This is a genomic window from Flavobacterium panici, assembly GCF_024499525.1.
In the GTDB taxonomy this organism is placed as follows: domain Bacteria; phylum Bacteroidota; class Bacteroidia; order Flavobacteriales; family Flavobacteriaceae; genus Flavobacterium; species Flavobacterium panici.
This window is the reverse complement of record NZ_CP100437.1, coordinates 4,644,814-4,669,003: the sequence shown is the minus strand read 5'-3', so window position 1 is coordinate 4,669,003 and position 24,190 is coordinate 4,644,814. Positions and strand designations below refer to the sequence as shown.

The window sequence follows — 24,190 nt, the reverse complement described above, 5'->3', positions numbered from 1 at the left end:
ATAGGGGAATTATTTTAACCACACTCTCATTAAAGAGGATAATTGTTCAACATTAACCGGTTTTGTAATATAATCTGATGCGCCCGATTCGATACAGCGCTGTCTGTCACCTTTCATTGCTTTTGCTGTTACGGCAATGATAGTTAAGTCTTTATGTTTTATGTTTTTTCTAATGATTTTCATGGTTTCATAACCGTCTAATTCCGGCATCATAATATCCATTAAAACAATATCAATTTTTAGATTCTGACTCAAAATATCAATCGCTTCGTGGCCGCTTTCTGCGCTGATAACATCTAAACCAAAACGTTCTAAAGCAGTTGTAAGTGCAAATAAATTTCGAACATCATCATCTACTAAAAGTACTTTTTTATTGATTAAGACATCTTCTTTTAAATAATACGTTTCGATTCTGTCTTTCATACTTTCCGGCAGATCTTTGTGTATACGATGCATAAACAAGGCAGTCTGATCTACTAATTCATCGATAGATGTGGCACTTTTTGTAATAATGCTGTGTGCAAAACGACTGAGTTTAGCACGCTGTTTTTTATTCACATCGCCCGCAGAATGCACGATTATAGCCGTTTCCTGTCCGCTGATATTATTTTCCAAATCGCTTATTAAATCTAAACCATCGGCATCAGGAAGCATTAAGTCTAATATAATACAATCGAATGATTTTTCCTGTATCAATTTTACAGCATCTTTTGCCGTTAAGGCAGTTGAGACCAAAATGTCTTCGCCTTCAACAGCTTCAACAATTCGTTCCAGTTCAAATTCATTATCATCCACTACAAGAAGATTTTTTTCTTTCTTGTCTTTGAAATCCTGAATATCATTGAAAAGAGAAGTCAATAATTCGTTTTTGACTGGTTTAAGGAAAAAGTTTCGGGCACCGCGTTTCAAACCTTTGTTTCTTTCATCTTCTCCTGAAATAATATAAACCGGAATATGACGAAGCGTGAAATCTGTTTTTAATCGGTCGAGGATTTTCCAGCCGCTGGTGTCCGGCATGTTTAAATCCATTGTAATGGCGTGCGGCTGAAATTGATTGATATAATCCACCACATCATTTCCGCGTGTCGTTACAATCGCTTTTATGCCATGCTGATGTGCTCTTTCCAGTAATATTTTAGCAAAGGTGACATTGTCTTCGGCAATTAAAAGAATTTTGTCATTTGGTTTAATATCAGTCCTATCGTCACCAACCTCATCTACAAAATATAAATCCATATCAGATTTTTTGAAACTTGCAGACGGAAGTGATTTTAAACGGCTTTTTCCGGCGTGAAGAACATTGGTTTCTTCATTTACATTAATGTCTTCCAATTCTGGAATATAAACGAATTTCAATGGTAAAAACAAGGTAAATTTACTTCCAATATTGGTATCACTTTCCAGTTCGATGCTTCCTCCTAATAAATCAGAAAGCCCGCGGCTGATGGATAATCCTAAACCGGTTCCTCCATATTTACGGCTTGTAGAACCTTCTGCCTGTTGGAAAGCTTCAAAAATGATGTTTTGTTTTTCTTTGGAAATTCCAATTCCGGTGTCTGAAATTTCAAAAGCAACAACAGCTTCAGCATTTTCCAGACTTGCGTTTTTCGTTTTCCAGTTATTATCTGCTTTGTAAATATTTAATCTTACGCCTCCTTTTTCAGTAAACTTGAATGAATTCGAAAGCAGGTTTTTAAGAATCTGATTCAATCTTTGTGAATCGGTTTCCATAACTTCAGGAAGATTATGATCCATCATAATTTCAAAATTAAGATGTTTCGCCTGAGAAATAGGGTTGAAGGTCGACTCCACAAATCGGCTGATTTCTGCAAAACTAATCGGGTTGTAATCCACAGAAATATAACCGGATTCAATTTTAGAAAGATCCAGAATATCGTTAATTAACTGAATTAAGTCATCTCCGCAAGAGTTGATTGTTTTAGCAAACTGAATTTGTTTTTCGGATAAGTTTCCGTCGCGGTTGGCAATTAATTCGTTGGCGAGAATCTGCAAACTGTTTAACGGTGTTCTTAACTCGTGCGACATATTCGCCAGGAATTCAGATTTGTATTTTGATGTCAAAGTAAGCTGATCTGCTTTTTCTTCCAAAGCTTTACGGGCAACTTCAACTTCTTGGTTTTTAAGTTCCACCTCTTCTTTTTGATTGGCTAATAAAATAGCTTTTTCTTCCAGCTCTTCGTTGGTATTTTTTAACACTTCCTGCTGGCTTTTCAGCTCGCTTGCCAATGATTGTGACTGTACCAATAATTCTTCAGTTCTTGAATTTGATTCGATAGTATTCAATACAATACCAATACTTTCTGTTAATCCTTCAAGGAAATCTAAGTGTGTCTGACTAAAGGTATCAAGTGAAGCCAATTCAATAACAGCTTTAAGTCTTCCTTCAAATAAAACCGGAAGAATAATTACGTCTTTTGGTTTGGCATCTCCTAATCCGGAATTAATTCTGATATAATCTTTTGGGACATTACTTAAAATAATTCGTTCTTTTTCTACAGCAACCTGACCTATAAGTCCTTCGCCCATAGCGTAGGAGGTAGGTGAATTTTTTCGTTTAATGTAAGCGTAAGAGGCAATTAAATTCAGTTTAGAATCCATGAATTCTTCGCCTTCTTCCAAAATATAGAAAAGTCCGTGCTGTGCAGTAACTACCGCGGCAAGCTCAGAAAGGATTTTCATGGTAACCGATTTAAGCTCTTTTTGCCCTTGAAGCATTTGCGTAAACTTAGCTAAATTCGATTTCAACCAGTCTTGTTCCTGATTACGTAAAGTAGTTGCTTTTAGGTTTGAAATCATTTGGTTGATAGTATCTTTAAGAGCTTCAACTTCACCTTTTGCTTCAACACCAATTGTTCGCGTTAAATCTCCCTGCGTTACCGCCGATGCTACTTCAGAAATAGCACGTACCTGAGTGGTAAGATTCGCCGCTAACTGATTTACGTTTTCGGTTAAGTTTTTCCAAGTTCCAGATGCTCCGGGAACGTTTGCTTGCCCTCCCAGTTTTCCTTCGGCACCTACTTCACGGGCAACTGTTGTTACCTGATCTGAGAAGGTGGCAAGTGTATCAATCATCTCATTAATAGTATCCGTAAGCTGTGCTACTTCACCTTTTGCATCAATAGATAATTTTTGTTTTAAGTTTCCTTTTGCTACAGATGTTACGACTTTAGCAATTCCACGAACCTGACCCGTTAAGTTAGATGCCATTACGTTAACCGAGTCCGTTAAATCTTTCCAGGTTCCGGCAACACCTTTTACTTCAGACTGTCCTCCCAGTTTTCCTTCGGTACCCACTTCACGCGCCACACGTGTTACTTCAGATGCAAATGAATTTAATTGTTCCACCATCGTATTGAAGGTGTTTTTTAAATCTAAGATTTCTCCTTTTACGTCAACGGTAATTTGTTTGGAAAGGTCACCATTTGCTACGGCTTTGGTTACATCGGCAATATTACGTACTTGTCCGGTAAGGTTCGATGCCATTTGGTTAACGGAATCCGTTAAATCTTTCCAGGTTCCGGCAACTCCGGGAACAAACGCTTGTCCGCCCAGTTTTCCGTCAGTACCTACCTCACGTGCCACACGAGTTACCTCAGAGGCAAAGGCACGAAGCTGATCCACCATGGTATTTACGGTTTCTTTTAATTGCAGAATTTCTCCACGAACGTCGGCCGTAATTTTTTTCGACATATCTCCATTGGCTACGGCAATCGTAACCTCAGCAATATTACGTACTTGAGTCGTTAAGTTACCTGCCATTTGATTAACAGAATCTGTTAAATCTTTCCATGTTCCGGCAACTCCGGGAACATTTGCTTGTCCTCCCAGTTTTCCTTCGGTACCCACCTCACGCGCCACACGAGTTACCTCAGAGGCAAATTCTCGAAGCTGATCCACCATGGTATTCAGGGTTTCTTTTAATTGAAGAATTTCCCCGCGAACGTCAACAGTAATTTTTCGGGACATATCTCCGTTGGCCACGGCAATCGCCACATCGGCAATATTACGTACCTGTGCGGTAAGATTTCCTGCCATTTGATTAACAGAGTCAGTTAAATCTTTCCAGGTTCCTGCAACTCCGGGAACGTTTGCTTGTCCTCCAAGTTTTCCTTCGGTACCAACTTCTCGCGAAACCCTTGTTACCTCCGAAGCAAAGCCTCGAAGCTGATCCACCATCGTATTAATTGTATTTTTTAACTCTAAGATTTCTCCTTTTACGTCAACCGTAATCTGGAGCGATAAATCTCCTTTTGCTACGGCAGTTGTTACTTCGGCGATATTACGTACTTGTCCGGTTAAGTTGGATGCCATTTGGTTTACGGAATCTGTTAAATCTTTCCAAGTTCCGCCGACACCTTCAACCTGCGCTTGTCCTCCCAGTTTTCCTTCGGTACCAACTTCACGCGCCACACGGGTTACCTCAGACGCAAATGAGTTCAGCTGACCCACCATTGTATTAATGGTATTTTTCAACTCTAAGATTTCTCCTTTTGTATCCACCGTAATCTGGCGGGATAAATCGCCTTTTGCTACGGCTGTTGTTACTTCGGCAATATTACGTACTTGTCCGGTTAAGTTCGATGCCATTTGATTAACAGAATCGGTCAAATCTTTCCATGTTCCGCCGACACCTTTTACTTTTGCCTGACCTCCCAGTTTTCCTTCGGTTCCTACCTCAAGTGCCACACGCGTAACCTCAGAAGAAAAGGAGTTCAGCTGATCCACCATTGTATTGATGGTTTTCTTTAATTCGAGGATTTCCCCTTCGGCTACAGCCGTAATTTTTTTAGAAAGGTCACCATTTGCTACGGCGGTTGTAACCTCGGCAATGTTACGTACCTGTCCGGTTAAGTTGGACGCCATCTGATTAACGGAATCGGTTAAATCTTTCCATGTTCCACCAACACCTTTTACTTTTGCCTGACCTCCCAGTTTTCCTTCAGAACCTACCTCACGCGCCACACGGGTTACCTCAGAACCGAATGAGTTCAGCTGATCCACCATAGTATTGATGGTATTTTTTAGTTCAAGAATTTCTCCCTCAACGTTTACGGTAATTTTTTTAGATAAATCGCCTTTTGCTACGGCTGTTGTTACCTCAGCAATATTACGTACCTGACCGGTTAAGTTGGATGCCATCTGATTTACGGAATCGGTCAAATCTTTCCAAACTCCACCCACACCTCGTACTTTTGCCTGACCTCCCAGTTTTCCTTCAGAACCTACCTCACGTGATACACGAGTTACCTCAGAAGAGAAGGAGTTCAGCTGATCCACCATGGTATTGATGGTATCTTTTAGCTCTAAGATTTCTCCTTTTACGTCAACGGTAATTTTTTTAGATAAATCTCCTCTTGCTACGGCAGTTGTTACATCGGCAATGTTACGTACTTGTCCAGTAAGGTTCGATGCCATTTGGTTTACCGAATCCGTTAAATCTTTCCATGTTCCACCAACACCTTTTACCTGCGCTTGTCCGCCCAATTTTCCTTCTGTACCAACTTCACGAGCCACACGGGTTACTTCTGAAGAAAAAGAGTTCAGCTGATCCACCATGGTATTGATGGTATTTTTTAATTCTAAGATTTCTCCTTTTACGTCAACGGTAATTTTTTTAGATAAATCTCCTTTTGCCACCGCTGTTGTTACATCGGCAATATTACGTACCTGACCAGTTAAGTTACTCGCCATTTTATTTACAGAATCGGTCAAATCTTTCCAAACACCGCCCACACCACGAACTTTTGCCTGACCTCCAAGTTTTCCTTCTGTACCAACCTCACGCGCCACACGGGTAACCTCCATCGAGAAAAGGTTCAGCTGTTTCACCATTCCGTTTACCTCTTTTGCAATTCTAAGGAATTCTCCTTGAAGCGGGTTTCCTTCAATAGATAAAGGCATTTCCTGAGATAAGTTTCCTTTTGCCACCGATGTAATTACGTGTGCAATTTCGATAGTAGGGTGAACCAGGTCAGAAATCAAGGTGTTTACAGATTCAACACACGAACTCCACGAGCCACGTGCACCGTCAAGAACCACGCGATTGGTTAGTTTTCCTTGTTTACCAATGCTTTTTCCAACCTTTTGAAATTCAAAAACCATTCTTTCGTTAAGGTCGATAATTTCGTTTAAAGTATCGCAGATTGATCTTTTTATTCCGTTTTGATCGGTTGGGAAACGCTGCGAGAAGTTTCCGTTTTTAACTTTCAGCAAAATCTTTAAAAATTCGGCATCGTTAAGAATAGATTCTTCGGGTTCGATTTTTTTTACTTTGGTTCCAGATGGTTTTTTTTCATCTGTTATGATTGGCAGTGCGATCAAAACCTCATTTTCTGGTGCTTTATCGGTGTGTTTTGCTTTTTTCATAATTGGCGGCTTGGTATATTTTTGATTTTAGAGTTCAGATTTTAGATTATTTCTGATTTCTGATATTGGAATTTGGAATTTTAAAAAATTGAAATTTCTATTAAATTTAAGTATTTTCATTTAATAAAATTTTCCTTAGATGAAATTGTACAAAAGCATCCATTGAATCGGGTCTTTTTGTATTGTCATTGTAATTCAATGGTTTAATGATATATCCTGAAATGCCTAGTTCTTCGGCGGTAACCCTGTCGTTATTTTCAGAAGATGTCGTCATAATAAAAACATTTAGGTCTTTTAGATTTTCATCGCTTCTTATGATTCTAAGAAATTCAATTCCGTTCATTCTGGGCATATTAATGTCCAGAAGAATCACATCCGGCACAAGCGGATTTTCTGGATCTCTTAATAGTTTTAATGCTTCAAGTCCGTTGTAGGCGGTATGAAGAATATATTTGATTTCTAATTTTTTTAAGGAACGTTCTACCGATATAGTATCCAGTTCATCGTCTTCAATTAGTAAAATGTTTGGCTTTCTCATACGGCTTTATTATTTCTCCAGGTAAAGGTAAATTCTGCCCCTTCGCCTAGTTTTGATTGTACATTGATGGTTTCACCTTGTTCGTCAATTATTTTTTTGACAATGGCGAGGCCAATTCCGGTGCTTTCCATTTCATTTTTTTCTCTCAGGGTTTGAAATATTTCAAAGATTTTTTGATGGTATTCAGGATCAATTCCAATTCCGTTATCTTTTATCGAAAACTCAAAAACGTTCATTATTTTTTCGCATTTTATAACGATGCGGGGATTTTTAGGATTGGAGTATTTTACCGCGTTACTGATTAAATTAGAAAATACCTGCTCGAGTTTTAAACGTTCTGTAAAGATTACGGGAAGATTAATAATTTCTAACTTGAATTTCCTTGGAACAATAGACTGCGCAATTTCATCAACCATTATATTGGTATCCACTAATTCAGGAGTTGTTTTTCGGTTGATTCGCGCATAATCCAAAAGACCGTTAATTAAGGCTTCCATGCGCTGCGTTCTCTTCGGAATTATGCTCAGATAATTTTTTAGGGCAGGAGAGAGTTCTTCTGATAAATCTTCTTCAATCCAGCTGATAACATTATAAATACCGCGAAGAGGCGCTTTTAAATCATGAGAAACTACATAGGCAAATTTGTTAAGCTCTGCATTTTTGTTTTCCAGATCCTGAATGTTTTTTTCCAGTCGGCGCGACATAATGTTTAAAGAGGAAGAAAGCGCACTTAATTCATCCTTTCTATAATCTTCAACTATGGTAAATTTTCCTTTAGAGATTGTATCTGCTACACGAACCATAGAGTTGATTCGGTTGGTAATCATAATAACGATGTAAGCCGTACTTGCAATACCAACAAATATGGTTAAGGATAAAAATATGAGCGAAAATGTTCTGGTATTTGCTAAAGACTGCAGTAACATATCGCTGTGGTATTTTCGTGTTTTATATTCGATTTTATCAAACCGTTTGAACTTTCTACTAATAGCATCATTGATATTTTTGCCTATATGTTTTTTGAATTTAGTGTCTATAAGGTTTTGATAAACTACGGGATTATTGTTTCTGGTTTCGATTAATTCTGATGTATATACAAGCCACTCAATATGCAGCTGTGTTATAGAATCTATAATAGACCGCTGGGTATTATCAATGCCAATAAGGGAACGCTGTTCTCTAAGATATTCGGGTACTTTTTTTATTCCTTTATTATATTCTTCTAAAAATGTGGTATCGTTTGTTAAAAAATAACCTCTTACGGCACTTTGCATTTCAAGAATGGCCCTGTGGGTTTTATTCGAATTTCTAATTACGGCTTCTGATTTTGAAAGAAATTGAGAATTAAGCTGTACTTTTTTAGACAGCCTGTAATTCGTATAGGAATCTGCTACAGAAAGTAAAATGATAAGCGTAAAAGCTACAAGTATTTGAGTTGATAATTTCATTGTCTTTCTGTTAGGAATACCAAAGGAACCAGGGTTTAACAATAAAAAAAGCAAAAAATAGCACAGCGCAGTAAATGGTTTGAATGTTATAATTAAGCACAGTATACATTATGCGATATAATGACTTAGTATTTTTTTTAATTCATTGAAATCACTTGGTTTTGAGATGTATTCATCTGCTCCGTATTTTTTGGCTTTAAGCTTAATTTCTTCAAATTGTGAAGTTGAGAAAATAATGATAGGAATATCTTTAATGACTTCCTGCTTTTTAATTTCTATTAAAAATTCTAAGCCGGACATAACCGGCATATTAAGATCCAGAAAAATAACATCGGGATTAATTTTTTTGTGGATCAGTTTATTGAGTGCTTCTACAGGGTTTTGCATCGATACATAATCAGCACTGGAAACTGCCTGAAGCGCTTCCATAAAAAAATCGCAATCGTCAATATCATCGTCAATTTGTAATATGTTTTTATAACTCATATAAATATTGGGGTGTTTATAAAAGATGATATTTCGTTAAAAACGAACGGCATGACAATATTTTTCTTACTCAAATGTAAAAATAATATTGCCAATTTTAATCTCTTTTGATCTGTTTTTTGAAAGAAATTTATTAAAATTCTTAAAAATATTTTAATCGATAGTCGCTTCTAATGTGTCTGTTTTGTGAGTTGAAGCTTCTTTATGATTGCTTCTGGAATTATCATCTTCGCAAAGCGATTCGCAGCTGTAGTTCAAAATTGAAATTAGGATAACAATTAAGAAGATTGGTAAAAGTATTTTCATGGATTTATGTTTTGGTGAAACATTTATAAGACTGAAAAGTATAACTATGCCCTAAAATTTTCTTACACAATTTTTAAATATTGTTCTATAATTCTCATGCCAAAATAATGTACATTAGTTTTCTGAAATTCTGTAACGATGAAACATTCAAAAAAAGGCGAATTTTACGGCGATACAAACAAGACTATTTATCTCGACGGAATTACTTTAACTGATACCGTTTACACACATCCAAAAGTGGACTGGCATTACCATGAACATGCTTATTTTACTTTTATTCTGGAAGGAAATGTTATTGAAGGAAATAAAAAAGAAGTCTACAATTGTTCTCCCGGAAGTCTGTTGTTTCATAACTGGCAGGATGCGCATTATAATATAAAACCTGACGGATTTACGAGAGGTTTTCATCTTGAAATTGAAAAGCACTGGTTTGAGAATCTGAGTTTAAACAGCGAAAATCTGGAAGGAAGCAGTAAAATTTTAGATCCTGATATTAAATTGTTGATGTACAAGGTTTTCAGGGCTTCAAAGATAGACGATAATAGTACTGATATTTCTACTCAAATATTACTGCTCGAAATAATTTCACGTTTGCAAAACAATTTTAAAACGGTTTTAGATAAAAAACCAAAATGGGTAACAACGCTGGATGAAATCCTGCACGAACAATTTGCAGAACCTCTTACGTTAGAATATTTAGCCTCGATATTAAATATTCACCCGATACATTTGTCGAGGGATTTTTCTAAATATTTTCATTGCAATCTGGGCGAATATATTAGGAAATTAAAGGTTGAAAAAGCGCTTTCGCTGATGTCTTCCCAAAACCAGTCATTTACTGAAATTGCTTATCAATGCGGATTTTCAGACCAAAGTCATTTTAATCGCTGCTTTAGGGAAATGAATGAAATTAATCCATCAGAACATAAAAAAATACTTTTTAAGAAATAACCGTAATGTTAATTCTGTACAATTTTTAGTGAATGGAACGATATAGTTTTGCTTTTCAAATATTTATTAAAACTAAAATAATGACACGAATAATATTGTTTCTTTTACTGTCTTTTTGCGGTAAAATTGCGGCCCAAAATGATTTATATAAAGCAGACGAAATCACTTATGATATTCATAAAGCCAATATTGGCAAGGTTACTTTTATGAATGGAAATATTCCGCTGGCTGAATATAAAAAGACAGACATTTTAAAATCATTTGAACTTAAACCCAGATCCGATTTAAATATCAGGGTTTTCATGGATAATTCAGTAGTGAATTATTTACATCAATTAGCTCCTGAACTTTCTGCGGAAACACTTTTAAAAACCGGAAATCTTCAGTTTTCTTTTTATGTTGACGGTAAATTGATTTATACCGAAAATATTCATCACGGCTGCAATTTTGGTTCTGGCGGAAACAAAAATACATCGACAGTATTTAGGGTTCCGCTAACGAGTACAAAAGGAGAAGATTGGTGGGCAATGAACATGTGGGAACGTTTTAAAAATAATGGCGGAGAAAAAGCACTGAACGCAGGAACGCATGAACTCAAAATAGAACTCAGACTTTATATTAAAATAGACGACAATATAAAAACAGGAAATTTAATTGCCGAAGGTCAGTTAAAGCTGCTTATAAAACCCATTGTATTAACTAAAAAACAAATTGAAGTTCAGCAGATTCAGCCGGGAAGCGATTGGGAAATTTCAAATCAGTCTTTTGATAAAAAGAAAATTGAGGAGTTAAATTCAGCTATTGGCACTTATAATTTAAAAGAAATTACGAGTGTCGTTGTAATAAACAATGGTAAATTATTGCTTGAAGAATATTTTAATGATGCCAATAGAAATACGCTGCACGACACGAGATCTGCTGGAAAATCTTTTGCTTCTACAGTAATGGGAATTGCAATTGATGAAGGTTTTATTAAAAATGAAAACCAGACTTTAAATACATTTTACGATTTAAAACAGTTTACTAATTATGAACCTAAAAAAGACAGCGTAAAAATAAGAGATCTTCTCACAATGAGTTCTGCTTTTGAAGGTTCTGACAGCAATGGAGATTCTCCGGGAAATGAAGATAATATGTATCCGGCTGAGAACTGGGTAAAATTTGCGCTGAACCTTCCTATGGATAAAACCAAAACAAACGGCGGTCAATGGGATTATTTTACGGCAGGAGTTGTGGTTCTTGGCGATATTATAAATAAAAGTGTGCCTCAGGGTTTAGAAAAATATGTCGATGAAAAGCTTTTTAAACCTTTACATATTACGAATTATCAATGGCAGTATACGCCTCAAAAAGTGCCTAATACGGCTGGAAGTTTACAAATGACTTCGCTGGAATATGCTAAATATGCGCAATTGTATAAAAATAATGGTTTGTGGAACGGAAAACAAGTTTTAAGCCCGGAATGGGTTTCTAAAACTTTTACAAAACAAATCCAGATTCCGGAACGAAATAATGAATTCTACGGTTATTTGTTTTGGAATAAAACTTTTGCTTTTGAAGGAAAAAATTATGAAACGTTTTATTGTGCCGGAAATGGGGGAAACCAGTTTATAGTTTTTAAAGAACTTGCGTTAGTGATCATTATTACTTCAAAAGCATATAATAAACAATATGCACATCCTCAGGCAGAAAAAATTGTAAAGGATTATATTTTGCCGGCTGTTTTAGATTATAAACGGTAATGTTTTAGGTTAAATTATCTTTCAAATGTGGGAAATATGTAAATTTAAACTGTAATTATTTCTTTACAATCTTCGCAGGCATGGTAAATTGGGCTTTCAAAATAACAATGCCCGATGATGAAAAAATTACGAATCTCAATTATAAATATACACGGACTTTTAAAGGGTTCCGGTCTTGAAATTGGCCGGGATGCAGACAACGGCGGACAAACTAAATATGTCTACGAACTTGCCGAATTTTTATCCCAGCACAAAGATGTTGAGCACGTACATTTATTTACACGATTAATTGACGATCCTTTGCTTTCGCCGGAATATGCAGTTCCTGTGGAAGTAATTAATGATAAATTAGATATAAGACGAATTCCTTTTTTAGGAAAAAAATACAAATCGAAAGAACTGCTTTGGGAAGATCTTGATACGTTTGTAAACGGAGCAATGCAGCATATTAAACTGCACAACATTTATCCGGACTGGATTCATTCTCATTACGGGGATGCTGGTTACGCTGCCGCCGAATTATCTGCGGTTCTCAATATTCCTTTTGCGCATACCGGACATTCTTTAGGATTTTATAAAAAGAAAAAATTGCTTGAAAGCGGATTTACGGAAGAAGAACTGGAAAAGAAATTCAAGTTTAAAGCCAGGATTGCGGCTGAGGAAAAGACACTTGAACTTTCGGAATTTATTGTTACTTCTACCGAACAGGAAATTGAAACCTATAAAGCGTATAAAAATTTTGAGTTAGGAAAATACCACGCCATTTCTCCGGGAATCGATACCAGAAAATTTGTTCCTTATTATTTTCAGGAACCGGATAATGATAAACATTTAGAAGAAACACAGCGAAAATACTGGGTTTCAGAAACGATTTCAAAATTCCTGACCAATCCGCATAAACCTTTTATACTGGCACTTTCGAGGCCTGACCGACATAAAAATCTCCATACACTTATTGATGTTTACGGTAAAGACAAAGAATTGCAGAGCATTGCAAATCTGGTCATTTTTGCCGGAATCCGTAAAGACATTGCCAAAATGCCGGAATCTGAAAAAGATGTTCTGACGGATTTATTATTGCAAATGGACAAATACGATTTGTACGGAAAAATGGCCATTCCGAAAAAGCATGATGTGGAGAATGAGGTTTCGATTATTTACCGTTATGCTGCCGAAAAAAGAGGTGTATTTGTAAATTTGGCTTTGCATGAAAATTTCGGTTTAACCGTTATAGAATCTGCCAGTTCAGGACTTCCGGTTGTGGTTACCAAAAATGGCGGGCCATCAGAAATTATTCCAGTCTGCCAAAACGGAGAATTAGTGAATCCGCAAGATGAAAATCAAATTAAAAAAGCACTTCGAAATATTCTAACTGATGAAAATCAGTGGAAATATTATTCGAATAACGGCGCCATAAATATTCAAAAACATTACAGCTGGTTAAGCCATGTTAATCAATATGTGGAATTGGTAAAAGAAAATTTATCCTTATCATCCGGAGCCGGAATCAAAAAACAGCATTATCCAAATATCAATATTGACCGATTGAAAAGAAAGATCGAAAACTTATTGGTTTCGGATATTGACGGAACTCTGATCGAACCCAAATTAAATAATCCCGGATTAAAGGAATTAAAAGCGCACTTAACAAACCGTACGGATAAGATGGCTTTTGCGATGGCTTCGGGAAGAAATTTGACTTTGGTTAAAAAAATCATTGATGAGGAGGAGTTTCCGCTGCCGGATTTTATTATTTGTTCCGTTGGGACAGAGATTTATTATACTAATGGGGAAGATTATATTCTCGACAAAGGCTGGGCAAAATTCTTAGCCGGAAGATGGAAAAGAGAAGATATTGTCGAACGTTTAAAGGAAGTGAAATGGATCAGGCTTCAGGAAGTAGAAGCTCAGAATCCTTATAAAATTTCCTATTACTACGAAAAAGAAGATTACGATCACGACGAATTAATCAAGGCTTTAGGAACAGGCTGGTATAAAATAAATATTATCCCAAGCCATGGTCAATATCTGGATTTTATTCCGAAGCGGGCTTCAAAAGGAAATGCTATAAAATTTTTATGCCGTAAATGGAATATTTCATTATCGAATGTTATTGCTGCCGGAGATTCGGGAAATGATGTTGATATGTTCAGAGGTTTGGTAAAAGGTATTATTGTGGGAAACAGAAGCGCAGAACTGGCAGATTACGAAACGACCAAAAGTGTTTATGTTGCTAAGAATTCTGCTTCTGAAGGAATTTTAGAAGGATTGAAATATTATAAAATCATAAAATAACCGTTGGGCATTCAAAAGAAATAAGCCACGAATTTCACAAATTTCCACGAATTTGAAATTGGTGAAAATTGGTGAAATTCGTGGCAAAAAAAAACATACTAACAGATTAAATAAGTAATAAAATGTATTCAGGTTCAGGATTTAGCAATTGGGAAATTGGAGATGTTGATGTATTTATAGATGAAAAAGGAATGCATCATTTGTTTCATTTGATTATTCCCAATCACGATTATATTGCGCACGCAGTTTCAAAAGACGGTCTTTCTTGGAAAAGAGTAAAAAATGCTTTGTTTGTAGGTGATCCTGGAGAATGGGACGATGATATGTTGTGGACAATGCATGTAAGCAAAAGATCGGATAAAAAGGGTTACGAAATGTATTATACCGGTTTGAAACGTCAGGATAAAGGAATTGAGCAAAAAGTAGGCAGGGCAGTTTCGGCAGATTTAATTCATTGGGAAAAAGAAAATTTTGAAGGCCTGCCTTTTAAAAGTGAAGCACCACATTATGAAAGTTTTTCTAACAATCCACGGGAATGGATTAGTTTTAGAGATCCTTTTAAATACACGTATGAAGGCGAAGATTATTTATTGATTTGCGCCCGAAGTGCATCCGGACCAATTTACCGACGCGGCTGTATTGGTGTAGCCAAAAGAGAGAAAGAAGGTTTTGTGCTGCAAAAACCGCTGCATTTCCCATATGTATATGATGATGTTGAGTGTCCGTGTGTTATCGAAATAAAAGGAACTCATTATTTACTAGGCTCCATTCGCGAAGATGTTAAAGTACGATATTGGTCCGCGCCGGAGTTTAAGGGAGAATATTGTGCTTTCCATAATAATGTATTGCTTCCGCAGGGGAATTATGCAGCGAGAGTTGTAAAAGACGGCGCGCATTTTTTAGTTTATAATTTTTATTTTGCCGATGGAAATGTCAATACACACCGAGTAATTCCGCCGCCAAAAGAATTGGATATTGACAAAAGCGGCAGACTTTTATTAAAGTCTTATTATTACTGGGAAAAGCTCTACCAAAAAACAATTTTGCAAAAAGATTTACCGCAGCCCGTACCAATTCTGGGAAATCCAACTGCTAATTTTGTTCAGGAAAATGAAAACAAATGGCGGTTTGGATGCCGAAGCGGCTATGAAATTTACTGCTTCGAAAAACCTTCAATGGATTTTGTATGGGAAGGAACGCTTGCGGTTGAAGGAATGGGAAAAACAGGATTTGTAATTGAATGTGATAAAGAAGGAACAGCTTATTATATTTCGATTGATTTTGTAAACGGATTTGTTCAATTCAGGGCTTGGGGATTTAATGAAAAGGACGTTAAGAATAATTTTATTTTTGAAAACATTCAAACCAATCAATTTGAAATTCAGGATAATAAGCAAATCTATTTTAAGATTATCCGTTACGGAAATTATTATGAACTTTCTATAAACGATGTTGTAAAACTAACTCTGCTGGATTTTAGATATAACGAAGGCAAAATAGGAATTTATGTCTGCTCGGCCGTAATATCTGTTAGTGATTCTAAAATTCATGTAATTCCCGAACCGGAAAATGAATACGCAGCATCAGACCCGGAAAAATATTCTAAAGATTACAGCCGGATGGTGCAGATTAATCCGAGTTAAATTAGAAAAAGCCATATCGTTGTTGATATGGCTTTTTTGATGGCTCTAATATTTCTTTTAAATAATCTTTTTTTGATGGTTCATTAAAACTACAGCAAACATTGCTTTCGAAGGTTTCCATGTTTTAAATTTAATAGTATAATTCTGAATTGTTGATAATATACTGATAAACAGTTAATAACTACTGCATTGATTATTATATACTTAAATAATCGAATGTTTATATTTGATAAAGGAATAGTTAAGGAATTAATTTAAATATTAATATATGGAACGAGCTATAAAACTACAAGTACGTAAAGAATTAGACGGACGTCAACAATTTAATGTAATTAAGTTAAAAGGCAGTTTAATCTCCAAAGGCTACACTGAAATAATACATATATTAGATCAGGACGAAAATTATCATATTAATTCTTTTGCCACTTCGGCAGAAAGCAGGAATGAAGTAAAAGATTTTATCGCCGATTTTATTTCCAGCCAAAATCTTACTGATGCAGTAACTGTTTTTAAATAAACAAATCATTTACACCAAAACCAAAAAAAAGCTATCTGAATTCAGATAGCTTTTAATGATTATTTATTATTGGAGAGATTTACAACGGTCGATCATAGCTCTCTAAGGTTTCCTCTTCATCTTCGTAATAATTGTCTTCTTCCTCAAGGCTGTCATCTTCATCATCCCAGGAAACATTCTTACTCTGACCTCTAAAATATCGACTTATTTCCTGATCGTCGCATATTGTAATGGAATCATACAGACAAAAAGATTCTTGTTTTCTAAATGTGGTTTCGTCATTTTCATTGCCTTCAAATTTCATGATATCAGTATTTAGAGGTTAATAATTGCTGTTTAAATTTAGTTCTTGCAGATTTTTACTGCGGGAATGTAAATGTAGAATTGTTAATGGGAAAATATTTTATAGTTTAAATTGTAAAAGTTATATAATTCACATATTCAGTTTGTTAACATGAAAATATTTAAATTCTTTTACTAAGTTATCCCAAATTTTTACTCTTCCGTTTTTTTAAATGTATTGGTAACAAACCAAACGAAATGTTAATACAATGTTTCATAATCCTGCTGTTTTATTAATGTAAACGTAACCTAACCGACCTACCCTCAGTTTTAATTTTGAAGACATATTATTAAACAAACTATTGCAGTATATGTCATTTTTCAAAGTAAGCATACTTCACCAAATAAATGTTTTAATAGACATTATTTTCCCGGTCAATAATAATAAAGTGAAGTATTATGTATAAAGGTTATTCTGATGAAGAACTTGTTGAATTATTAAAACAAGGAAAAGATAAAGCTTTTGATGAACTGTATTTTAGATACCGTGATTTGCTGGTGCGCTTCGTTTATTTAAGGATGAAATCGGTTCCTATTTCTGAAGAAATTGTTCAGGAAGTTTTTACCACCATCTGGGAACGCCGTAAAACGATCGTAATTCAAAAAAGTTTTGCAGCATACATCTATACTTCCGTTCGGTATACAACCTTAGATTATATTAAATCCCACACCGTAACAGATCAGTATATTCAGGAAGTTTTAGATAGAAATACCGTTTCTTATAACAGTCACAATGCAACCGAAGATTCTATTTTTTATGATGAATTACAAATAGCGGTTGACAAAGCTGCTTCGTTACTTCCAAAAAAATCAAAAGAGGTTTTTATTCTCAGCAGAATCAAACATTATTCTAATAAAGAAATTGCTGACGAGCTTAACGTTTCGATCGATACGGTAAAATATCATATTACATACGCCTTAAAATTTATGCGGACTTATTTAGGAGAGTTTAATTGATTTTAAAATTTCCGAAAATGATAAGCCGACTTTTTTCTTAACAAAAGCGTAACCTTTTCAACCTACCTGAATTTTCAATTCTCAAGACATACTATTAAAGACATAAAGAAATTATAATGCCTGATAAATTAAAACAAGAAATAAAACATTTTTTAGGAGGAAATTATTCTCCAAAAGGACAAGAAATGTGGAATAAATGGTACGATCGTACTGATGAAGCTTTCGAGAATATGGAGACTATACAATCAGATCGTTCCCAACTAAAAAAAGAATTGAGACAAATAAAGAAATCAAACAAGGTCATTTTTCTTCAAACTAAATATTGGGCAGCTGCGGCTTCCTTATTAGTATTATTTGGTGCATCATTTTTCTTTTATCAAAAAGTAATAAATGCTGTTGAAACTAAAGAATATGCTGCAAAGCTGGGCGAACACGCTAAACTGACTTTAAGCGATGGAACACAAATTTGGTTAAACGCCGGAAGCCGTTTAAAATACCCAAAAGAATTTAAAGGAGATACACGTGAAGTTTATCTTACCGGAGAAGCTTTTTTTGATGTAGCCAAAGACAAAAAACATCCTTTTATAATCCACACCGATAAAATGGATACCAAAGTACTGGGAACGAGTTTTAATGTTCAGGCTTATCCGGACCAAAGAACACAGGAAGTTTCTGTTATGACTGGAAGAGTAAACGTAAAATCGACTGTTACAGAAGAAAATGTATATGTAACGCCGGGTCAGAAAGTGGTTTTTAAATCAAAAAACAACAAACTGCAAGCCTTTAAAGATGTTCCTGTAAACACGATTTCATTGTGGCGAAAAAATATTATTGTTTTTGAAGATACGCCGCTGCCGGAAGTTATTGCGACCATAAACAGAAACTACAATGTTGCCATCGAAATTAAAAACAAAAATCTAAACGCACTTAAAATAAACGCCTATTTCAAAGAACTTCCTGTAGATCAGGTTGTGGCTCTTGTATGCAATATCGTAAACGCCGAATATAAGGTAGAGGACGGGGTTTATAAAATTCAATAGTTGTGAAAAGTGAATAGTAAAAAGTGAGAAGTAATTAGTAAAAAATCTAAAATCAGAATTCTAAAATCTAAAATTAAAAGCCAATCTAAAATCCAAAAACTATGAATGAAAAACAAAAGCGGTACGTCGTAAAGTTTCAAAGCATTAAAAAAGCTATGTGGGCAAAAGTAATCTTATTTATTGCTTTGTTTTTTACCGGATTAATAAATGCCGGAAATATTGATTTTGATAAAAAAGTAACCTTAAAGGTAGAAAATGAAAGCTTGAAGAATGTTTTTCAAAAAATTGAAAATCAGGCTGGCGTTCATTTTATGTACGAATCAAATCAAGTTAATACGAACCAGAAAATCAGTTTAAAACTTACGAACGTTAAACTGGAGCAGGCATTAGATAAAATATGCAGCAATTTTTCACTTCGATATGAAATTGTAAGTAACAATATTGTAATTAAAAAAACGCAGAAAGTAGCCAATCTAACGGATGATCAAAACAAAATTATTGTTTCGGGAACTGTTTTTGGCGGAGACGATAATATGCCATTGCCGGGAGTTGGAATTAAAGATAAAGGTTCTAACGCAACGACAGCAACAGACTTTGACGGAACGTTTAAAATGGAAATAAACGCATCTGAAGCGGTACTTATTTTCTCTTATGTTGGTTATGTAACACAAGAAATAAAAGTAACCAAGTCAGAAAATATCACTGTAAAATTAGCAGCCGATATGAAACAGCTTCAGGAAGTTGTGGTTATGGGTTACGGAAGCGTAAAAAAGAATGAAGTTTTAGGATCTGTAGGATCTGTTTCTATGAAAGAAGCATCAAGCAGAACGTATAACAATGCGGGCGAATTATTACAGGGAACTGTAGCGGGTGTTACCGTTATTAACGACGGAGGAGATCCAACAGCTTCGCCAACAATCAATATTCGTGGTATTGGATCTTTAAATGCAGAAACGCCGTTAATTGTTTTAGACGGAATTATCTACAGCGGTTCCTTAAATACGATTAACCCAAATGATATTGCTTCGATCAGCGTTTTGAAAGATGCGGCATCAGCAGCGATTTACGGAGCAAGAGCTTCTGGAGGTGTAATTTTAATTACGTCTAAAAAAGGAATTTCAGATAAAATTAATGTAAACGTTAATTATCAGGGAGGTTTTCAAAATGTGGCTAAAAAACTTGATGTTTTAAACGCTGCAGAATATGCTGATGCCATGAATACTGCAAGAGATAATGCGGGTTTACCAAGAATTCCTGCTTTTGATCCTGCTTTTGAACCAACAGCAAGAACGACAAAAACAAACTGGATGGACGAAATTTTCCGTACAGGAGAAATTCAGGATTTATCTCTTTCGATAAATGGAAAAACAGAAAAATCAAATTTCTTTCTTTCAGGAAGTTATAGAAGAAACGAAGGTATTTTGTTAAATACTTTTGGAAACCGTTCCACCGTAAGAGCGAACACCTCTTTTAAACTGGCGCCAAATTTTACACTTGGAGAAAATTTATCGTATTCCTTAACAGATGGTCAGTCTGCTAATACATCAAGTGCTTATACAGGAGCAATTTTAGGAGCAATTTTTTATCCGCCAAATGCAACAATTTACAGAGAAGATGGTTCTGGACAATTTGGAGGAGTTCCTGAAAAATATATTGGTTCTTACGGAGACGTGATCAATCCCGTTGCTTACTTAAAAAGATTAGACAACAGAAACCCAATTTCTACAGTTTTGATCAATCCTTATGCAGAATGGGAAATTATCGAAGGATTAAAAGTAAAATCAAACTGGGGTTATACCAGAATACAAGATAACGCAACAGATTTTACGGTTAAAATTACAGAACCGGGAAAAATATTCGACTTTAACAGATTGACGAAAAAGTCAATGACAACAACTGATTTATTGAGCGAGCAAACTATTTCTTATGAAAAATCATTAGGAAAACACAACTTCAAAGCTTTAGCTGGATATACCTATCAGGAAACTAAAAGAGATTATTATACGGTTGAAGGAACTGGTTTTGATAACGAAGATCCATCACAGCGTTATTTGTTGAATGCTAAAGTAATTCAGCAGACTGGAGCAGGTTTATCTGATGAAATTATTTCTTCTTATGTGGGAAGGTTAAACTATGATTTCAATCAAAAATATTTATTATCAGGAATTGTACGCCGCGACGGAACTTCAAAACTTTTACAAAATAATCGTTGGAAAGTATATCCATCAGTTTCGGCAGGATGGTTAATTTCTGAAGAAAGTTTCATGAAAAGCATTAACCCAATTGTAAGCAATTTGAAACTTCGTGCAAGCTGGGGACAAATAGGAAACTTAGGGAACCTTGGGCCTTACCAGTTTAGTGTGCCTCTTACGCAGACATCAGCTTTAATTGGAGCAACTCCGGTAATTAATTACGGTTATGCTGAAAGTGAATTATCTAACCCTAATTTAAAATGGGAAAGTTCTGAGCAGACTAATATAGGTTTAGATTTTACAATGTTCAATAATACAATTGTAGGATCTGTAGATGCTTATGTAAAAACAAACAAAGATATGTTAGTTCGCGATCAGCTTCCTGGAGTTTCTGGAACGCCTCTTGGCAGAATCGTGAATTCTGGAGATGTAGAAAACAGAGGTCTTGAAGCAAGTTTAACGTATCAAAAAACACGTGGAGAATTTAAATTTGATGTAACGGCAAACGCTGCATTTTTAACAAACAAAATTGTTTCTATTAAAGATGATTTGACTTCACTTGAGCCTTTAAACTTAAGCCGAGTTCGTAGTTTACCATTAGCAAATATTTATCAGGTTGGAAGTCCGGTTGGTGCATTTTACGGATACGCAACTGACGGATTGTTCCAAAGTACTGCAGAAGCAAAAGCGTATGTAAATGCTAATGGAGTAGCGTATCAGCCAAATGCCGTTGCCGGAGATATTAAATTTAAAGATGAAAACGGAGACGGTGTAATTAACAACAGCGATAGAGTAGTGCTTGGAAATCCGTTTCCTAAAACAACTTACAGTTTAAATGCCAATTTCAAATACAAAGGTTTCGATATGAATATCTTTTTTAACGGAGCTGCAGGAAACAGTGTTTTCAATGCTGTAAAACATACAGGTTTAAACGGTTCTTTCCCAGGTTACAACTTATTGGCTGAATCTAAAAATGCCTGGTCACCAACGAATACAGATACTAATATTCCGGTTCTTTCATCTACAGACAACAACAATAACTTCGGAAGAATCTCTGATTTTTATATCGAAGATGCTTCTTTCTTAAGATTGAAAAACGTGTCTATTGTTTATACAGTTAAAGAAAACTGGTTAAACGGAAAAGCAAAACTAAGATTCTTTATTTCTGGACAAAACTTGTTTACAATCACGAATTATTCAGGAATGGATCCGGAAGTTGGTCTTAGAAACTTCGGAATGGATGTAGGTAAATACCCGCTTTCCCGAATTTATATGACTGGTGTAAACGCTACTTTTTAAAAATATAAAATAAACAAAATGAAAAAATTAAGCCTTTTATTATTGAGTTTTGTGCTATTGGTAAGCACCACAGCTTGCGAAAGTGAACTTGATGTAATTCCGCAGGGAGCGCCGTCAAGCGGAAATTTCTGGAAAACTCCGGCAGATGCACAAGCAGGAGTAAATTCGATTTATGCTTTGTATTCTGATGATAATATGTACGGTCGTGGTTTCTTTTGGTTAAACAACGCCAGCGATGATATTGGAACAAAACCAAGACAAAATGCAGAACGTATCAAAAATTTTATTGTTGATGGAGCTGAGTCTGATACAAAAGATATCTGGAGACTTCATTACGAAATTATGAAACGCTGCAACGACGTAATTCGTAATATCCCGAATATTCCTTTGGATGAAAAAACAAAAAACGGAATGCTTGGCGAAGCTTATTTTAATCATGCTGTAATGCATTTAGAATTAGCGTACCATTATGGAGACGATCGTGCCGGAATTCCTATTCAGGATAGAGAAAACTTTACAAACGTTTACGTTCCGCGTGCTAAAAACGTTGCCGAAAATTACGCTTATATCGCTGCCGATTTAAAGAAAGCTGCTGATTTATTACCGTATTTTAATGAGCTTACACCAGACAATTATGGACGTGCGCACAAAACCGCTGCTTGGGCTTATTTAGTTCGTACGTACTTGTATGCTAAAGATTGGGATAATGCTATAAAATATGCGAACATGATTGTTGCAAGCGGAAAACATAAACTGCTTGACAATTTTGAAGATGTTTTTAAAATCAAAAATAACTGGTCTACAGAATATATCTGGTCTGTAACTTCTAGTGCAGAAAATACTGGTTTGGGTTCCATTTTTCCTGGAGTTTGTTTAGAAGATAAAGGATGGGGAGCTTACAACGGATGGGGGAATTTTTATCCAACAAAAGAATTGTTTGATACCTATGATCCAACAGATAAAAGAAGAAGCGCGACAATACTTCAAAAAGGAGATAAATTCGTTTATTTTGGACAAGAAGTAACGTTTAACGAAGGGAATTATATTGTAAGTTCAAGTAACAGAACAGGTTATCAGTTTAAAAAATACATGGAGCCGTTTAGTTATCCAAAAACAAATTCTGGAGCTGTAGATATTCGTTATGTAAATGCAAACGGAGACAAACCTTCAACTGCTTTAAATGTTCCGCTTTTACGTTATGCTGATGTACTTTTAATGCTTGCTGAAGCGAAATTAATGAAAGGTCAAAACGCAGATACTGAAATCAATTTAATTCGTCACCGTGCTGGTCTTGGCGATCTTTCCGGAGCAACATTAACTGATTTAAAAAGAGAGAGAAGATGTGAATTAGCAGGGGAGTGGACAGACCGTCATTTTGATTTAGTTCGTTGGGGAGATGCAAAAGATGCTTATGCAAAACCGCTTCACCATTATAACGGAACTGTAATTTATCCGGCTCGTAATTTCAATCCGGCGATTCATCACGTGTGGCCAATACCACCAGATGAAATCGCTGTGAGCAAAGGAGCTTTGACTCAAAACCAAGGATGGTAATTTAATTGTTAATTATGAATTGTGAATGGTTAATTATCAATTAGTCGTGAACCATTCACAATTTACCATTAACAATTAATTAGTTTGTTTGTTTATTTATTTTTTTTTTACGCTGCAGGCTTGTTGTGGAGTCTGCAGACAGTAAAAAAATAATGGGCAGCATTAAATATTATAAAACCAGTCTTTTTTGAAGGACTGGTTATTATTGTTTTTTTAGTCACAGATTTAAAGGATTAAAAAGGATTTTTTCTTTTGCCACGAATTACACGAATTTCCACAAATTTTATTCGCAGGAATAAAAAAAATAATTCGTGAAAATTAGTGCAATTCGTGGCAAACCCTTCACACAAAGCAATCCAAAAATCATTTTAATCCTTTAAATCTGTGGCAAAAAATAAAGATCATTAGTAAATATTGTTTTAGCCGCGAATTACACGAATTTCCACAAATTTTATTCGCAGCAATCAAAAAAATAATTAGTGAAAATTCGTGC

The 24,190-nt window shown here is 35.4% G+C and carries 15 protein-coding genes; 9 read left to right on the top strand and 6 right to left on the bottom strand.

Annotated elements, in window-relative coordinates; all coding sequences use genetic code 11:
• Nucleotides 1–9 precede the first annotated feature (9 nt).
• From NLJ00_RS19700 to NLJ00_RS19680, 5 genes are all read right to left on the bottom strand, one after another.
• The gene (locus tag NLJ00_RS19700) at nt 10–6,387 is read right to left on the bottom strand and encodes a HAMP domain-containing protein (RefSeq protein ID WP_256635082.1); all 6,378 of its coding nucleotides are present in this window, start codon (nt 6,385–6,387) and stop codon (nt 10–12) included.
• A gap of 106 nt (nt 6,388–6,493) precedes the next feature.
• Nucleotides 6,494–6,925 (bottom strand): response regulator, encoded by a 432-nt coding sequence (locus tag NLJ00_RS19695; protein WP_053472716.1) that lies wholly within the window; start codon nt 6,923–6,925, stop codon nt 6,494–6,496.
• Nucleotides 6,922–8,373, bottom strand: coding sequence for an ATP-binding protein (locus NLJ00_RS19690; RefSeq protein WP_256635081.1), 1,452 nt, complete (start codon nt 8,371–8,373; stop codon nt 6,922–6,924). Before NLJ00_RS19690 ends, NLJ00_RS19695 begins: the two co-directional genes overlap by 4 nt.
• A 108-nt stretch (nt 8,374–8,481) precedes the next feature.
• A complete protein-coding gene (locus tag NLJ00_RS19685; RefSeq protein ID WP_256635080.1) occupies nt 8,482–8,859 on the bottom strand; it encodes a response regulator in 378 nt (125 codons plus the stop codon).
• Nucleotides 8,860–9,012: 153 nt separating this feature from the next.
• On the bottom strand, nt 9,013–9,165 hold the full coding sequence (locus NLJ00_RS19680) for a hypothetical protein (RefSeq protein ID WP_165590693.1): 153 nt from the start codon (nt 9,163–9,165) through the stop codon (nt 9,013–9,015).
• Between the two features lie 138 nt (nt 9,166–9,303).
• Here NLJ00_RS19680 and NLJ00_RS19675 point away from each other — a divergent pair, with 138 nt between their 5' ends.
• The 5 genes from NLJ00_RS19675 to NLJ00_RS19655 all read left to right on the top strand — a co-directional run bounded on the left by NLJ00_RS19675 (nt 9,304) and on the right by NLJ00_RS19655 (nt 16,313).
• Nucleotides 9,304–10,116 carry an AraC family transcriptional regulator gene (locus NLJ00_RS19675; protein ID WP_256635079.1) on the top strand — a complete coding sequence of 271 codons (813 nt, stop codon included), beginning with the start codon at nt 9,304–9,306 and terminating at the stop codon, nt 10,114–10,116.
• Nucleotides 10,117–10,196: 80 nt separating this feature from the next.
• The gene (locus NLJ00_RS19670) at nt 10,197–11,858 is read left to right on the top strand and encodes a serine hydrolase domain-containing protein (protein ID WP_256635078.1); all 1,662 of its coding nucleotides are present in this window, start codon (nt 10,197–10,199) and stop codon (nt 11,856–11,858) included.
• Between the two features lie 114 nt (nt 11,859–11,972).
• Entirely contained in the window at nt 11,973–14,153 is a 2,181-nt protein-coding gene (locus tag NLJ00_RS19665; protein ID WP_256635077.1) for an HAD-IIB family hydrolase, read from the top strand.
• 122 nt (nt 14,154–14,275) lie between these two features.
• Nucleotides 14,276–15,796, top strand: a complete 1,521-nt coding sequence (locus NLJ00_RS19660) for a glycoside hydrolase family protein (protein ID WP_256635076.1) — start codon at nt 14,276–14,278, stop codon at nt 15,794–15,796.
• A gap of 268 nt (nt 15,797–16,064) precedes the next feature.
• Nucleotides 16,065–16,313, top strand: a complete 249-nt coding sequence (locus NLJ00_RS19655) for a hypothetical protein (protein ID WP_053472709.1) — start codon at nt 16,065–16,067, stop codon at nt 16,311–16,313.
• 79 nt (nt 16,314–16,392) lie between these two features.
• Here NLJ00_RS19655 and NLJ00_RS19650 read toward each other — a convergent pair whose 3' ends face one another.
• The gene (locus NLJ00_RS19650; protein ID WP_053472708.1) at nt 16,393–16,617 is read right to left on the bottom strand and encodes a hypothetical protein; all 225 of its coding nucleotides are present in this window, start codon (nt 16,615–16,617) and stop codon (nt 16,393–16,395) included.
• A 437-nt stretch (nt 16,618–17,054) separates the two neighbouring features.
• On the opposite strand from NLJ00_RS19650, the gene NLJ00_RS19645 reads away from it, so the two are divergent.
• The 4 genes from NLJ00_RS19645 (at nt 17,055) to NLJ00_RS19630 (ending at nt 23,697) form a co-directional block, all read left to right on the top strand.
• Nucleotides 17,055–17,612 carry an RNA polymerase sigma-70 factor gene (locus NLJ00_RS19645; RefSeq protein WP_256635075.1) on the top strand — a complete coding sequence of 186 codons (558 nt, stop codon included), beginning with the start codon at nt 17,055–17,057 and terminating at the stop codon, nt 17,610–17,612.
• 116 nt (nt 17,613–17,728) lie between these two features.
• Nucleotides 17,729–18,652 (top strand): FecR family protein, encoded by a 924-nt coding sequence (locus tag NLJ00_RS19640; protein WP_256635074.1) that lies wholly within the window; start codon nt 17,729–17,731, stop codon nt 18,650–18,652.
• 101 nt (nt 18,653–18,753) lie between these two features.
• A complete protein-coding gene (locus NLJ00_RS19635) occupies nt 18,754–22,143 on the top strand; it encodes a SusC/RagA family TonB-linked outer membrane protein (protein ID WP_256635073.1) in 3,390 nt (1,129 codons plus the stop codon).
• Between the two features lie 18 nt (nt 22,144–22,161).
• A complete protein-coding gene (locus NLJ00_RS19630; protein ID WP_256635072.1) occupies nt 22,162–23,697 on the top strand; it encodes a RagB/SusD family nutrient uptake outer membrane protein in 1,536 nt (511 codons plus the stop codon).
• Nucleotides 23,698–24,190 lie beyond the last annotated feature (493 nt).